Origin of the sequence: Rhizobium sp. CRRU65, from assembly GCF_048551595.1 — a bacterium.
GTDB classification, from domain to species: domain Bacteria; phylum Pseudomonadota; class Alphaproteobacteria; order Rhizobiales; family Rhizobiaceae; genus Rhizobium; species Rhizobium leguminosarum_J.
In genome coordinates, this window is record NZ_JBLYZH010000002.1 from 111,222 (window position 1) to 125,674 (window position 14,453).

The 14,453-nt window shown below is 59.0% G+C and carries 11 protein-coding genes and 1 pseudogene; 7 read left to right on the forward strand and 5 right to left on the reverse strand.

The annotated features are described in order from the left end of the window. Positions 1-111 precede the first annotated feature (111 nt). Entirely contained in the window at positions 112-333 is a 222-nt protein-coding gene (locus tag ACM5SV_RS03815) for a hypothetical protein (RefSeq protein WP_017996565.1), read from the forward strand. Between the two features lie 108 nt (positions 334-441). Here ACM5SV_RS03815 and ACM5SV_RS03820 read toward each other — a convergent pair whose 3' ends face one another. Continuing rightward, on the reverse strand, positions 442-939 hold the full coding sequence (locus ACM5SV_RS03820; protein WP_026157622.1) for a DUF995 domain-containing protein: 498 nt from the start codon (positions 937-939) through the stop codon (positions 442-444). Between the two features lie 68 nt (positions 940-1,007). Between ACM5SV_RS03820 and ACM5SV_RS03825 the strand changes: the two are divergent. Continuing rightward, positions 1,008-1,207, forward strand: a pseudogene (locus tag ACM5SV_RS03825) (LysR family transcriptional regulator); the annotation flags it as partial. A 420-nt stretch (positions 1,208-1,627) separates the two neighbouring features. On the opposite strand, the gene ACM5SV_RS03830 reads toward ACM5SV_RS03825, so the two are convergent. Then, on the reverse strand, positions 1,628-3,514 hold the full coding sequence (locus tag ACM5SV_RS03830; protein ID WP_409936799.1) for a potassium transporter Kup: 1,887 nt from the start codon (positions 3,512-3,514) through the stop codon (positions 1,628-1,630). 118 nt (positions 3,515-3,632) lie between these two features. Next, a complete protein-coding gene (locus ACM5SV_RS03835) occupies positions 3,633-3,851 on the reverse strand; it encodes a DUF4336 domain-containing protein (protein WP_260690367.1) in 219 nt (72 codons plus the stop codon). Between the two features lie 717 nt (positions 3,852-4,568). On the opposite strand from ACM5SV_RS03835, the gene ACM5SV_RS03840 reads away from it, so the two are divergent. The 4 genes from ACM5SV_RS03840 (at position 4,569) to ACM5SV_RS03855 (ending at position 6,844) form a co-directional block, all read left to right on the forward strand. Beyond that, the gene (locus tag ACM5SV_RS03840) at positions 4,569-5,018 is read left to right on the forward strand and encodes a DUF2383 domain-containing protein (RefSeq protein ID WP_003554116.1); all 450 of its coding nucleotides are present in this window, start codon (positions 4,569-4,571) and stop codon (positions 5,016-5,018) included. A gap of 150 nt (positions 5,019-5,168) precedes the next feature. After that, entirely contained in the window at positions 5,169-5,744 is a 576-nt protein-coding gene (locus ACM5SV_RS03845; protein WP_003554114.1) for an alpha-ketoglutarate-dependent dioxygenase AlkB, read from the forward strand. After that, positions 5,745-6,080 (forward strand): hypothetical protein, encoded by a 336-nt coding sequence (locus ACM5SV_RS03850; protein ID WP_157628366.1) that lies wholly within the window; start codon positions 5,745-5,747, stop codon positions 6,078-6,080. Continuing rightward, on the forward strand, positions 6,080-6,844 hold the full coding sequence (locus ACM5SV_RS03855) for a metallophosphoesterase (RefSeq protein WP_017996558.1): 765 nt from the start codon (positions 6,080-6,082) through the stop codon (positions 6,842-6,844). Before ACM5SV_RS03850 ends, ACM5SV_RS03855 begins: the two co-directional genes overlap by 1 nt. 867 nt (positions 6,845-7,711) lie before the next feature. Here the strand turns inward: ACM5SV_RS03855 and ACM5SV_RS03860 are convergent. Then, positions 7,712-9,700 (reverse strand): AI-2E family transporter, encoded by a 1,989-nt coding sequence (locus ACM5SV_RS03860; RefSeq protein WP_221991156.1) that lies wholly within the window; start codon positions 9,698-9,700, stop codon positions 7,712-7,714. A gap of 328 nt (positions 9,701-10,028) precedes the next feature. Between ACM5SV_RS03860 and ACM5SV_RS03865 the strand changes: the two genes are divergently transcribed. Continuing rightward, entirely contained in the window at positions 10,029-12,326 is a 2,298-nt protein-coding gene (locus tag ACM5SV_RS03865; protein WP_017996556.1) for a PBP1A family penicillin-binding protein, read from the forward strand. Between the two features lie 766 nt (positions 12,327-13,092). Here the strand turns inward: ACM5SV_RS03865 and ACM5SV_RS03870 are convergent. Beyond that, the gene (locus ACM5SV_RS03870; protein ID WP_017996554.1) at positions 13,093-14,388 is read right to left on the reverse strand and encodes an epoxide hydrolase family protein; all 1,296 of its coding nucleotides are present in this window, start codon (positions 14,386-14,388) and stop codon (positions 13,093-13,095) included. Positions 14,389-14,453 lie beyond the last annotated feature (65 nt).

Here is a 14,453-nt window from a genome sequence, read left to right on the forward strand (position 1 = left end):
GAAGCGTAAGCCAGTGGCGCCGACATTATCCGCGCGTCGGGTTCTGCAAATTATGGTACTTGAAAGTACTTAAAATGTCCCTATAGTTGAGTCCATGGAGAAAATCGGCCAATGGACTTCGCACTCCTTTTCAACCTGTTCCGGAAGCCCAGGCAGGCCAACGTCACTGACGTCACACTCTGGCACAAGCACGAGACACTCCTGCCGGTACCACTCGTCGACGCCGCCGCCCGAAACCCGTCGGGACAAATATGGCGCCGGCTGAACGGTGTGCAATGGGAATATAAGCAGGACCCCGAAACGATTGAAGAATTCGATGCTCGACAATATTGAGACTAAAGCCCAGCCGTCGCGGATAAATCTGCCACGGTGCAGTTGCAACGGACAGTGCCGCGATAGAGACAGGAGATTCTCCAAGCCGTCGAGGAGAACCATTCTCTGTCATTTCGCTGCGGCTTTGGCCTTGTCGAACATCGGCGTGACCTTGTCACCTTTTGACATTTTTTTCACTTCGCCGTTGTAGATGTCTCCGTCGTACTGGTCATCGCCGGAAATGTTCTTAGTCCAAATCTGCTTGCCGACCCGCCACCAACCCTTGCACGGGCTGTAGACGAATTTGGTCTCGCCACTCTTGTCTTTCCAATTCGAAGTAAAGCAAAAGGTGTTGCCGGTGCCTGTCCACGTGCCTTCCGCATAGCCATACTCACCTTTCTTTTTGCCAACTTTGACGCCTTTGAGCGTCCCATCGGCAAACCAGGTGTAATAGACCAAGCCGTCGCCGACGTCGTACTTGACGGTATGGCCGAGGTATAGATCCTTGACTTCCTGCTCGGACAATTCGACCGCGCTCTTCGGCAATTTCCCTTCATTCTTCGCAAAAGCCGGCGCTGAAAAGACCAACGCCAGTGAGATCACAACAGCAGTAGCGAACTTTTTCACGGCTGATCCTCCTTGCTTGTAATTGAAAACTGCGCCCATTTTGCCCCCGTGTAAATTCGCCCAACGGAGTTAGCGGCGTCTCGGCAGGCCTTGGCATCGGCTTTGCGCCGGAATGGACCGAGGGCCTGCCGAACCGGGCCTTCGAGCTGAAGGCGGTGAGGGGCATCGATTTCCGGATCGGGCTGGCGTCGCCTGGAATAAAGAGGATCCGACTGCCTCGCGTGACGACATCGTCGATATCGCGAGGTCGTTGGCGCGGCCGGGCAGGCGAGGCGAGGGGCACCACGGGTACACCCAAAGCGGAACGGCTTGCCGGGGGCAGTCGGTCCCGGGTTCCGCTCGTTCCCGAGCGGCGCTCCGCTAACCCTCCTGCGGCTACCCTTTTAACCGGTCAAGCCGTGCGCGAACTGGCGCCGGCGCGGACGCGCCTTTGCCTGGTATGCTCATTGTTTGGAGGAGGCGTGCCTGCCGTGGCAGGCACGATCTCAAGAACAAGAAGGGCTGACGGTCGCAAGTTCGGCATTTGGTTCACGACGTGCACGCTATAAACATCGAGCTGTCATTCATGACGTCTATTCCACACGCGTCGCGTGGCGACTTGTCGCGAAGCCTAGATTCCTGGTTGCCGAGCGCTTTCAATCATTCACCCATGGCGCGACGTCGGAGACCTGGTTTCGGAAGCGGCCGGCTAGATGGTGGTTTGCAGGCCGAGTTCCACCACCCGCCCGGTGGGCAGCCCGAAATAATCCGTGGCATTGCTGGCGTTGCGCGAAAGGGCGATGAACAGCCGATCTTGCCAGAAGGGCAGGCCGCCCTTCCTTGATGGAAGGATCGTCCGGCGGGAGAGGAAGAACGAGGTCGACATGATGTCGAATTTCAGGCCGAGCTTTCGCACCAGGACAAGCGCGCGCGGGATGTTGGGCGTCTCCATGTAGCCGAAGGTGACGACGATCCGGCTGAACAGCGGATTGAAACTTTCGAGAAAGATCTTCTCGGTGTCGGGAACGAACGGCGTGGTGGCGGTGACGACGCTCAGGATGACGTTCCGCTCGTGAAGCACCTTGTAGTGCTTCAGACTGTGAAGGAGCGCCGTCGGAGCGCCCTCGACGTCGCTTGTCAGGAAGATCGCGGTTCCTGGCACCGTCGGTGGCTTCTTGCGGGCCAGGTTGTCGATGATCGTCGCGAGCGGAATTTCGTCGGCCTTGGTGCGACTGATGAGGAGCCGTCGCCCTGCCGTCCAGGTCTGCATGATGAGCGCCATGGTGGCGGCGACGGCCACCGGGACCCAGCCGCCGTCGGCGAACTTGGCGATGTTGGCCGCGAGGAAACCGGCGTCGATCAGGGATATCGGGATGATGACGGCGAGGGTCGTTGCCAGTTTCCAACTCCAGATCCGCCGCATGACGACGAACAGCAGTACGGAGGTGATCAGCATCTCGCCGGTGACGGCGATGCCATAGGCGGCCGACAGTCCGCTGGAACTGCGGAAAAACAGGACCAGGGCCGCCACGAAGACGAAGAGCAGCGTGTTCACCCGCGGCATGTAGATCTGCCCCGAATGGGTCTCGGACGTGTGCAGGATCTGCAGGCGGGGAAGCAGGTTGAGATGGATCGCCTGGCGCACGAGCGAGTATGCTCCCGATATCACCGCCTGGCTGGCGATGACCGTCGCCGCCGTCGCGAGGCAGACCATGGGGATCCTGGCCCATTCTGGATGCATGTTGAAGAACGGATGGGCAGCCATCGTGGGATTTGCGAGCACGAAGGCTCCCTGTCCGAAGTAGTTCAGGAGCAGGCTCGGGAAGACGAGCGCGAACCACGCCACGACGATCGGCCGCCGGCCAAAGTGTCCAAGGTCGACGTAAAGCGCCTCGGCGCCCGTCACCGCGAGGAAGACCGCGCCGAAGACCGCGACGGCGGAAGCGATGTTGTTGGCGACGTACCAAACGGCGTGGACCGGGTTGATCGCGCCGAGGACCGATGGATCGTCGAGGATGTGGACCGCCCCGCTGACGCCCAGGACGACGAACCACAGCGCCGTTATCGGCCCGAAGACGGCCGCCACGCCGCCCGTGCCGAAACGCTGGACGAAGAACAGCGCGGCGATGATCGTCAGCGTGATCGGCACCACCCAGTTCGTAAGAGCGGGCGCCACCACCTGAATGCCCTCGACCGCCGAGAGAACGGAAATCGCCGGCGTGATGATGGCGTCGCCGAGAAACAGCGACGCGCCCGTCACGCCGAGGACAAGCACCCATTTGGGTCGTCCTCTTAGGCTCTCCCGCGCGAGGCTCATCAAAGACAGCGTTCCGCCTTCGCCCCGGTTATCCGCCTTCAGCACGAAGGTCACGTATTTCAGCGTGACGACGATGGTGAGAGCCCAGATGATCAATGAAAGGATGCCGAGGACGTTCTCTTGGTGGGCTCCCGACCCGCCCGTGGCGTGGAGAGCCTCCCTGAACGCGTAGAGCGGGCTCGTCCCGATGTCGCCATAGACGACGCCCAGCGCGGCGAGGACGAGCGAAGGTAGGCCGCCTCTGGTTTCCTCTCCGAGTTCCGGATCCTCGGATCGCATCTGGGTGGAGGTCAAAAGTCATGTCCTGTTTGGTTGCCGGCACTTCGCGAGCCTCGGCGATTCAATTCCATCCCTACGATGATCGATATCGGAATGGCACTGGTCGGCAGGCCAACGCTTAACACGCCGGCGGGATGCGCGCATCCAGACCCTGGAGGTTATCCCGTGTCAGTGGAAGGCGATAGGAGACTGGTGCTCTCTCCTGCGCGCCGACAAGCGATGAGAACAGCCGCGTCCATGAGGATTGCTGGTGATCATCGAGGCTTTGGATCAGGTCGGTAACCACCAGTGTCTGGCTTTTCCGGTGAAAGAAGCAAACTTCGCGGAGCCCACCCATGCCCGGCACCTCGATTTGATCGATATCCGCCGTCCAGGGAGCTCTGGATGCGTCGCCAAGATCGCCGTGCCATGAAATACGCGCCTTCTTGGCTTGGCGACGCTGCGCTGCGCAGGCGAGGCTTCAGGGAAGCGTCCCTTCCAGTCTTCACGAACTCCAGTGCGCGCTGTTTGGCGCGACGATAGACGACGGCTGTTTCGGCTGTAGGTATTTGCAAGAGTGACAAGACCGAGCGCGACCGCTACCGTCGCCGCCACCGCACCAAGCGGCGACCAGAGAGGCGGATGATGAGCAGGGTGAAGTAGATGGCGACCCCGCGAACAACGGCGTCCATTGGTTCTCCTAGGGAAAGATAAAAGTCGAGTGCTCCGCGACATCATCGCCGATGCGGGCGAGGTAGGAGCGCAGACCTGGCCGTTGTGTCTGCAGCCCAAAGACGATCTTCGCCTGCGCGGTCGGATCCGCTGGGAAACGTCGACTTCTGGGGACGCCCTCCACGGAGAAGGCTTCAAGAAAGCGCGCATCGATATAAACGACTTGATCGGCCTTAGATGGCCCAAAGGTCACCCTCATTTCGTCTGGGGCGTTCCATCGTGATATCGCGTGAAGCTCGGTCGAGCCTCCCGCCATGGCAAGAACGCGTCTCATCCATCGCGTCAAAGGAACAACAGTCCGCGCAGAGGGTTTGCCCCTTCTCAACAGCAAATGGAGGACGACATGGTAACGATGGTAGGCAATGAATCCGACATCAAGGGTTTGGTCAAGGATCTGATCTATCTTGAGTATGATGCGATCGCCGCGTATGATTCCTGCATCGAGCGTCTCGACGACAAGCAGTTCGCGACAAAGATCACCAGCTTCAAGCAGGACCACTTGCAGCATCTTGAAGTACTCAACGAGATGGCGCGCGAGCTTGGGATCGAGGCACCGACGCGGGGCGACATGAAGGAGATGCTGACGACCGGCAAGATCGCCCTCGCCGATCTGATGGGGGATGCCGCCATTCTCAAGGCAATGAAAACGAATGAAGATGATACCGTGACCGCCTACCAGCGAGCATCACGTCACGAAGACGCCATCCCCGCCTCGAAAGCGTTTTTCATGAAGGCGCACCAGGACGAGGAACGGCATCGTGCCTGGATGGACACGACCGCGAAGGCGTTGTGACACTGCAAGGCTTCAGCGCGATGAAAACCGGTGCCACGACCAGCATCGCCATGTACCACCGTGGGCTCTATATTGAGATGAGGGCGCGGGGAATTCCCTCCGCGCTCCACGAGTTCAATCTCCTTTCTATACGAATTGCCGAAGTTTGTCATGAAACCATCGCAGCAAGGAGACCTGTTTGCCGCATCGGAAGAGGAGCTTCCTGAAGGCTTCCGCTACGACGCTGCCGTTGTTCCGGACTTCGAACAGTCTCGCCTTCTCGAATACGTTTCTTCATTGCCGCTTAAGCCTTTCGATTTCCACGGCTTCGAGGGGAAAAGAAGGGTCGTCTCCTTCGGCTGGAAGTACGACTTCGAGACGGAACGGATGACGCCGGCTGAGAATATCCCCGATATCCTTCTTCCTGTCCGTGCGCTCGCCGCCGGCTTTGCCGGGATCGAGGCCAACCAGCTGCAGCAAGCGCTGGTCACCGAATATGCCCAAGGCGCCCCGATTGGATGGCATAGGGACAAAAAGGTATTTGGCCGGGTTGTCGGTGTGTCGCTCTTGGCCGCATGCACCTTCAGATTGAGACGGCGGGCTGGCGCCAAGTGGGAGCGCTTCTCGCTCAGGGTAGAGCCGGGGTCGGCATATCTCCTGTCGGGGCCGGCCCGAAACGAGTGGGAGCACTCCATTCCGCCGGTCGACACACTTCGCTATTCGATCACATTCCGGGAAATAGACTGATTGATGTTGAGTTGGCGGCCGACAAACGGCGACCGATACGACAGCAAGGTCAAGCAATATCCAAATCTCTTCGTAGTCTTTATCCAGAAGCGGGAGTGCCGATTGGTCGTAGCCGATGAACTTTGCACTGAAGGCTATAAGCATATCGCCAGCAAATTCGATGTGCCTGAAGGCTATGGCGCCATGAGCGTTCTTTCGGGCAGGTCGACGCCTGGCCGCGAGCTCTCGGCTTTCGAGGCTGATGCAGCCGCGTTTGATGCGGTGATCCGGGCACTATATCGAATCGGGGGAAGACTGGACTATGAAGGCGCCATGTTCACCTGCAGGAAAAAATAGTGATCATCACCGAGAGCTTGCCGTCCATTGTCTATGCCATTGCCGACGTCCATGGACGCGCCGATCTTCTCGAGGCCATGCTTGGATACATCGCCGCTGACTCGGATAATCATGATACGAAGCCGGTCGTGATGTTCCTGGGCGATCTGATCGATCGTGGCCCTCACAGTCCAAAGGTCCTGGATCAGGTCTGTTCGACACTCAACCTTTATCCGGGTTCTCGACTAATCCTTGGCAACCACGATTTTTACCTGCGTGAGCTCCTTCGTGGTGCTCTCGCATATGAGGACGCTGTCAACTGGATGGATTGGGGAGGCGTCGCGACATTGAGCGCGTATTCCACTCGCCCAATCCCTGCGTTCGAGAATATCGCTGCAGATATCCGCAGCGTTTTCCCACACCATGTGGACTTGCTGGAAAATGCGCTGTCATTCAAGGAGATCGGGCGCTTCTGCTTTGTTCACGCTGGAATACGTCCCGGCGTTCAGCTCGCAAATCAAAGCGAATACGACTTGCGGTGGATCAGGGCGGGTTTTCTCGACCACATTGATGTTCATGATCACGTCGTTTTACACGGTCACACGATCACTAAGTCTCTTCGACCTGAAGTCTATTCGAATCGCATAGCTTTGGATACCGGAGCGTATCGGACTGGCCGGCTAAGCGCCGCCGTAATCAGGCACGATGAGCTTTCACACTTCCTATGCACCGAACTGACCGAGAGCGGCGCCATCCGAGTCGGCGAGTGGCGCCCATCTAATTGACAAGAGTAGGAGATCGACTGTCGATGTCTCCAATGCGGCCAAGCAATCGAGAGGTCAACGCGAGACGCTGAAACCGACGTCTGGGCCGCTGAGCAAACACGGTCCAAATGGCATACGTGAGCCGCCGAAGGAGAGCTCGACCTGAACGTCTTTGGAGTCCGTCATCCTGGATGCCACATGAGCGGACCAGTACGGCTCATCCGTAAAGAATTCCGCTCTTTGTCTCCAACGGCATCATCCGCCGTCGCCAAGCACGCCGGGCACCACGACGCTTCGACTGGGCGAGCCGCCGTCGATTGCGGGCTCATGAGCGAGCAGGAACCTCACCATCTTTTCGCAGCGGGACGAGCCGATACCTGATGGTCTGAGCGATCCTGGACATGCCACAGGAGAGTGATCACGGCACCCAGGTCGCGGAGAGAAGCTCCACGTCAAAGGGGCGACAATCAAAATCAGAATGAACGATGAACTGATTTTGCCGGGAAAAGTGCGGAGCTCAGTGGCGCCGATGGGCTTAGTAACCGCCAATATCGCCGCGAACTGGGCCAATCCCCTGCGGCTGTGCATAGGTCGTGTTGTCCGATCCACTCGTCGCGCATCCCGAGAGTGTCATGAAGACGATTGCTGCTGCGGCCAAAATATTTTTCAGAGGCACGGCGTTCTCCGATCATGGCAGGCTGCTCAGGCCTCGAGGGCCACGCCGAGGACTCTCCTTTAAATCATCTACAATGGCAAGCGCGCTGGTCAACTGGCGGTAAGTAGCGTCGCTGCCTCTTCAAGCGTCTCCCTGCAAAAGGCTCCAACCCGCGAATGTGCAATTCATGTGATGCTCCATGGCTCTGACCGGCCCCTGAACACCGTTTGCCGCTAAATCCCGGAGCGCGCGGCGGCTATGCCTGTCTTGTTCGAGGACCGCCGGGTACGAATCTTGCGCGCGGTCGTCACCAATGATGGTGGTGCATCGGCGAGTGCCTCGCGGGCAGCCGAGGTCAAGGTTGTGGCAACGAAATCTGCCTCCCCAAGCGCGGGCGGTTGCCTTTCCTTCTGGTTTTCCACCCAAAGGACCGCGCCGACGCGAATGGCTGGGTATATGCGCTTGAACCGACGAACAAGTATGGTGGCGTGCCTTGTCGAGTCCTCATTGAGGAAACAAACTACGATGGCGTTCGATTGTTTCGGAACGAGGCTCATGGCGCGGCGATTGGGGATGTCGGAATGCCTCGCTGCGACCACCTCGGCTCCCTGTACCTGAAGTATCTGGGCAAGCATCGCAGCCGACGCGTCGTCGAGCGGGCCCCTGCCTCCGACGCAAAAGACGGTCTTGCCCCGTCCGTCAGGTAGTTCGCTTTCATCGCCATTCCCTTCCTTGGGGGGGCTGGGTCGACCTGCCGCTTCCTTCTGTTCCTCTTCCTCTTCCTCTTCCTGCTCTTCTTCCTGCGCGATTTCCGCGAGATTCGAGACCAGCGTGATGGCGGTCCCGAACACCTGTTCCATCTGCTCCGCGGTCAAGACGCCTCGACGCCTATCCTTCTCCGCGAGTAGAAGGGCGGGAATGGCAACCTTGCCATAGTAATCCTCCAGATAGTCCTCCTCGAGGAATTCCTCAGCGTAATCGGTCGCCTCATCGGGATCGCCGGCAAGAAGCCGCTGGTATAGCCGCTCCTTGGGATCGAGCACAGGGTCACTACCAAAAACGACCTCAAGGAACTCGAACTGCGGGACATACCGGCCCAACACTGCGAGACACACGGTCAGCGGCGTGGACAGCACAAGACCGACTGGTCCCCACAGCCACGCCCAAAAAATCGCCGCGACGATGATTGCCAGCGGAGAGAGGCCGGTACGAGAACCATAGAGCCAGGGCTCGATGACGTTGTTGCTGGTCAATTCCAGCACAAGGAAGATGGCCCCAACCCAGAGAACAAGGCTCCAGCCAGGGTCAACTGCAAAGGCCAGGAACAGCGGCAGAACCGTCGCGATTACAGGCCCGATATAAGGGACAAATCGAAGGACGATGGCTAGCATCCCCCAGAGCGCTGGATTTGGAATGCCAACCGCCCATAGTCCGAGCGCCAATGGGACACCGTAGGCGCAGTTGACCACCAGCTGCATAAGAAGATACCGCGCGACGCGGCTACCTGCCTCCTGGATGGCTTCTGTTGTGCGATGCAGATCGCCATAGCCAACGAGCCGGATAAAGCGATCGCGAAGCTCTTCCCGCTCTAAAAGCATGAATATTACGACGACGATGATCAAGCCCAATGAAGCGATGGGGCCAAGCAGAGGACCAATCAGGCTAGTAAGCGTTTCAATTGGTCTACTAGGCGCGAATATCTCAACGAGCACGGGCTCCCTTGGTCTTGATCCGGTACCTGGAGCACCTGGGCGCTGCTCAGCGTTGCTGAGCTCACGACCGACGCTCTCAACGACGGATGTCAGGCGCCGCACAATACCGCTATCCGTTCCACTTTCCTGGAGAGACCGAATTTTTGCTATGATGTTGCCTTGGTAGGCAGGAAGGTTCTGGGCGACTTCGGCTACGTGTCCCGCTACGACAAGCCCGAACAGGACGAGAACAAGAAAAGCGATCACGACGGTGACGATTACCGCCGGAATACGCGGCATCCCAAGCTTTCGAAGACGAGAGGAGATGGGAGCCAACGCGAACGTCAACAGGACTGCGATTGCTAGAGGAAGAAGTACTTCCTTGCCGAAATACAGAATGGCAATAACAGCGAGTACACTCGCGAAGGCAGGCATGCGTGAAGGGGCGGATGGCGAGGTCGAATAGACGCGGCGGGGACCGAGGTCATTTTCCAATTCCGCCTCCGTGATCTTGGCGTCGCTCGAAGACATCGATGTGTCGGTCGCTCTCGCCAAGACTTTGGAAATTAGGGCGCAGATCGGCCTCGGCAATGGTGTGACGGACCTCCTTCGACGGGCTTTAGGGCATACGCTCCGAAAAACAGCCCCGCGTCGTTAGGGCTATGTTGCTGATCGCACCTTGCTGCGGGCCAGTTCCTTTCAGCCACTCGTGCTGTTGCGTGCGCTTCTACCGCTGCAGGCAATGGGCGCAGCACCATTCCTGCAATCCCGCTACGAGCCATTGGGACCTTTTACGGTAGAACACTCGGCATCGCCCGGCTATAAGGTTCAAGCCACGTTGGCCTTTTAGCGGTAACCGATGCCAAATCCTCCCGAATCTTCCGGCGAAAGCCTTGGCAACTCCAGCACGGGTCGCATTCAGCCAGCAGATTCAGCGACGCAAGCGGCCGCCTCGGATCCGCCAGGAATCACCCAAGGCGACAACCCGCAATTCTCCCACGGAACTTTCGTGCAAACTCGACAGGCTGCGAGCAATCTATTACGCGCGCTACGCCACGATTTGGCGGCAAGTTCTGCTTTGGCGAAGACCAAGACGATGGCTTCGTTTTTGACAACGAAGCTAAGGCGGTCGATGCGGCTGGAAACCATATCAGCTCCCGCCAAATGGATGACGACTGCTCTGGCCAAAGCCGGGCGCGGCATTCGCGATCGGGGTTCCAAGCCGCGCGAAAGTCGCCGACGCCGATGGCTTCCGGCGAACTGGTGGAAATTCGCTATGGGGTCGGCCTTGCTTGTCTGCCTCCTCGTATGCAGCGTGCTGTTGTGGGCCCTCAAGGACGTGCCCTGGAGCGAAATCCGGGATGGAACGTTGAAGCCGATCGTGGTGCTGGAAACCGCCGACGGCGCGCCGTTGGTGAGGCAGGGGCCTTACCAAGGGCCTTATGCCCGATACGACCAGTTTCCGCCCAATCTGATCGATGCGGTCCTTTCCATCGAGGATCGCCGATTCATGGATCATTTTGGCATCGATCCCATGGGCATCGGGAGGGCGCTTCTGCGCAACCTGGAGGCTGGCTCGGTGGTGGAGGGGGGCAGCACGATCACCCAGCAACTCATCAAGCTGCAATACCTCGACAGCGATCGAACGATAAAGCGCAAGATACAGGAGGTTGTGATCGCGGTCTGGCTGGAGTGGAAGCTCGGCAAGCGGGAAATCCTGACGCGCTATCTCAATAGCGTCTATCTTGGCGCCGGCGCCACCGGAATGCCCGCCGCCGCACGCATCTATTTCAACAAGGATATTGGGGGCCTCACCCTGTCGGAGTCGGCCATGCTGGCGGGCTTGCTGCGGGCGCCGAGCCAATGGAATCCCATCGACAATTTCGAAGGCGCCCGGCAACGCAGCATGGTCGTTCTCGACGCGATGGCGGCCAATGGCAAGATCACCACGCCACAATTGGAGGAGGCCAAGACGAGCTTCGCCAGGCTGCAACCCACGACGCCCACGCCACGCTCCGGAAGCTGGTTTGCCGATTGGATCTCACCCCAAGCAAGCGAAATCGCCGGCTCCTCGCCCGGTTCGACTGCGGTGCGCACAACGCTGGTGCCCCGGTTGCAGCAAATCGCCGAAAAGGTCGTGAACCGAGCCCTCGACAGTGAAGGAAAGACGGTCGGAGCATCGCAGGCCGCTTTGGTCGCGATGACGCCCGACGGCGCGGTCGTCGCGATGGTTGGCGGCCACGACTACAAGGCGAGTCAGTTCAACCGCGCCGTCACCGCGATGCGCCAGCCGGGTTCCACCTTCAAGCTATTCGTCTATTACGCGGCATTGAAGGCCGGGCTCACCTTGTCCGACCGGGTTCTTGACGCGCCAATCGACATCGACGGCTGGGCACCGGAAAATTCCGGTGGCAACTATCGCGGCTGGGTAACGCTTGCCGAGGCGTTCGCGCGATCGCTCAATGCCGCGTCGGTGGCGCTTGCCGAAGAGGTCGGTCTGGACAATGTGATTGCCGCGGCGCGCGAACTCGGCATCGATGCGCCGCTGCCCAACACACCGTCTCTGGCGCTTGGCACGTCCGAGGTCAATCTGCTCAACCTCACCAGCGCCTATGCGTCCGTCCAACTCGGCAGGGCACCTGTCAGGCCCTGGGGCATCATCGACTTTCAAGCGGCAGGGCAGCCCAAGGCGTTTCGAGTTGGCTCACAAGCAAAGCTGAATGTCGATCTTTCGCCCTACCAGTCGGATCTCATCGGCCTCCTGCAGTTGGTGGTCGAGCGCGGTACTGGACGTGGAGCGGATCCTGGCACGTTCGCGGCCGGCAAGACCGGCACGAGCCAGAACAATCGTGATGCCTGGTTCGTCGGCTTCACGCAAGCGCTGGTCGTTGGGGTCTGGGTTGGCAATGATGATGACACGCCGATGAAGGGCGTGACGGGCGGCACCCTGCCAGCGCATATTTGGCGGGACTTCATGCGCGAGGCGACGGCCGAATCCGCGCTGAGTGGAGTGCAATCGACAGAAGACGCAAACAATGGTCAAGGCGCGCCGCCGTCCTGCAACATCACCGCCTGCTCGCGTGCCTACCGCTCCTTTCGGCCGTCCGATTGTACCTACCAGCCATATTCCGGAGGCCGACGGCTTTGCGAAAAGTGATGCATAGCGAAGCGCTTCCTCGAAAGATTCCTGGACGCCGAGGTCGTTGGCCGATTCCACGAATACCCTGTCGGCGGTACACTCGGCCGCTTGCGGTTGAAAGCTGTCCCGCCCCAACATGGGATGGATCTGGGGAATGGCGATGACCGAGCATGAGATTGACCGATATCACCCGAGCGGCGTCGACCGACGCCACGTCGCCCTTCGGCTGGAGCAGCTTCTGTGTGAGAAGCTTAGAGGAACCACGATGGAGAGGTCCGAGCCACCGCATTTCCGCGCTGCCGCTGCGGATATTCTCCAGTTCGTCGAAAAACGTCACGGTGGATCGGGGGAGGAAGGGGACGTCAACGACGCTTCGCGAACACCGTGTTGACGTGCTCCGACACGCTTTTGAACCGATGGTTCACCCTTGTAAACTCGTCACAGCAGTAGCGGAACCGCCGGACCGGTGGCTTCGAACTGAATACGGCATCGAGCAATGCACGTGCTAGCCCGCGGCATTGGATATCCTTTTCCTGCGGGGCGAGGGCGCTGTTTGACGAAGGTCGCTGGAATTTTCTTTCGGAGAAGACCGAAAACCTGGTCGCTCATTAGTGTCTTCAATGGACTGACGACGATGCTCATGCCCCGGAGCAGAAGTGCAGGAAGCTGAAACATAATGACTTTCCAGAACACACCGGCGGATATTTTCCGCACGGCGCCCGATGATTGGGCGCCGCAGATTAAGATGGCGCGAGGGGTGGGTTCGACTATTTGACCGCTCGACCTAGATTTGGTCGCGCAAAGGCTTGAAAGCTGCCCGCAGCTCCGAGGTAAACAGCTCCGGCTGTTCCCAGGCTGCGAAGTGCCCACCCTTAGGCAGTCGATTGTAGTGGATCAGCTTTGGATATGCTTTTTCGGCCCAGCTTTGCGGCGCCTGGTAGATCTCGTCCGGAAAAGCACTCACGGCGACCGGAATTTTGATGCCACGCGGATCAAAGAAACCGCCAGACGGGAAATGCGCGTTGGCCCAATAGAGGCGCGCTGACGAAATCGCAGTGTTGGTAAGCCAATAAAGGGTGATATTGTCGAGGACGTCGTCCGGCGTAAGGCCTTCATGTTCGCCATCGAAAGACCTTGCGATCATTCGGTAGCTCCGGATATCATGATCCAGCATCCAAGCCGCGAGCCCAATCGGCGAGTCTACGATTCCGTAGAGGGTCTGTGGGCGGTTGTTCATCTCAATCGCGTAGCCAAGCCCATTCTTGTTGAAATCGTCGAGCTGGTCGTAGGCCCGCTTCTCGTCTGCTGTGAGAGTGGAAGGTGGAGTGCCGGCGGCAAGCGCCTTGGTTATTTCGGCAGGGACGGTAGCCGCCATGTTGGTATGGATACCGAGGAGCCCCGCGGGCTCCTGCACCGCCATCAGTTCTGTGACGGCATTCCCCCAATCGCCACCTTGGGCCACATACTTGGCATAACCGAGGCGCTGCATCAGTACAGCCCATGCTTTGGCAATTCGGGGCGGCGTCCACTTGGCATCCCTAGGTTTGGCGGAGAATCCATAGCCCGGCAGGGAAGGAATGACCACATGAAAGGCGTCAGCTTCGGTGCCACCGAAGGCGGTCGGATCGGTGAGGGGTTTTATGATTTTCATCTGTTCGATAACTGATCCGGGCCAGCCATGGGTGATGATGATCGGCAGCGCATTGTCGTGCTTCGATCTGACATGGATGAAGTGGATGTCGAGGCCGTCGATCTCCGTGAGGAACTGCGGGAGGGAATTGATCCGATCCTCGACCTTTCGCCAGTCGTGGGTCTTCCAATGGTTGGCGAGCTTCTTAATCGTGTCGAGCCTGACGCCCTGGCCGTCGTCTGTGACGTTTTCCTCGTCCGGCCAGCGGGTGGCGGCAACGCGTCGATTGAGATCGGCGAGCTGATCCTTGGACGCGGTGAACTTGAAGGGTCGGAGCCCGGATTCGGTACCGGTCGCTGCGAACGCTTTGGGAAAGACTCCGATGGCGCTGGCGGACGCGGCGATCGTAAGCAGTGTTCGACGGGTGACTTTTGGCTCTACTCGGGACATGGCGTCCTCCTTGCTCGTGAGCTGTTATTTTACGAGGAGGAAATTCGCAGTGAAGGAGTTCTGCA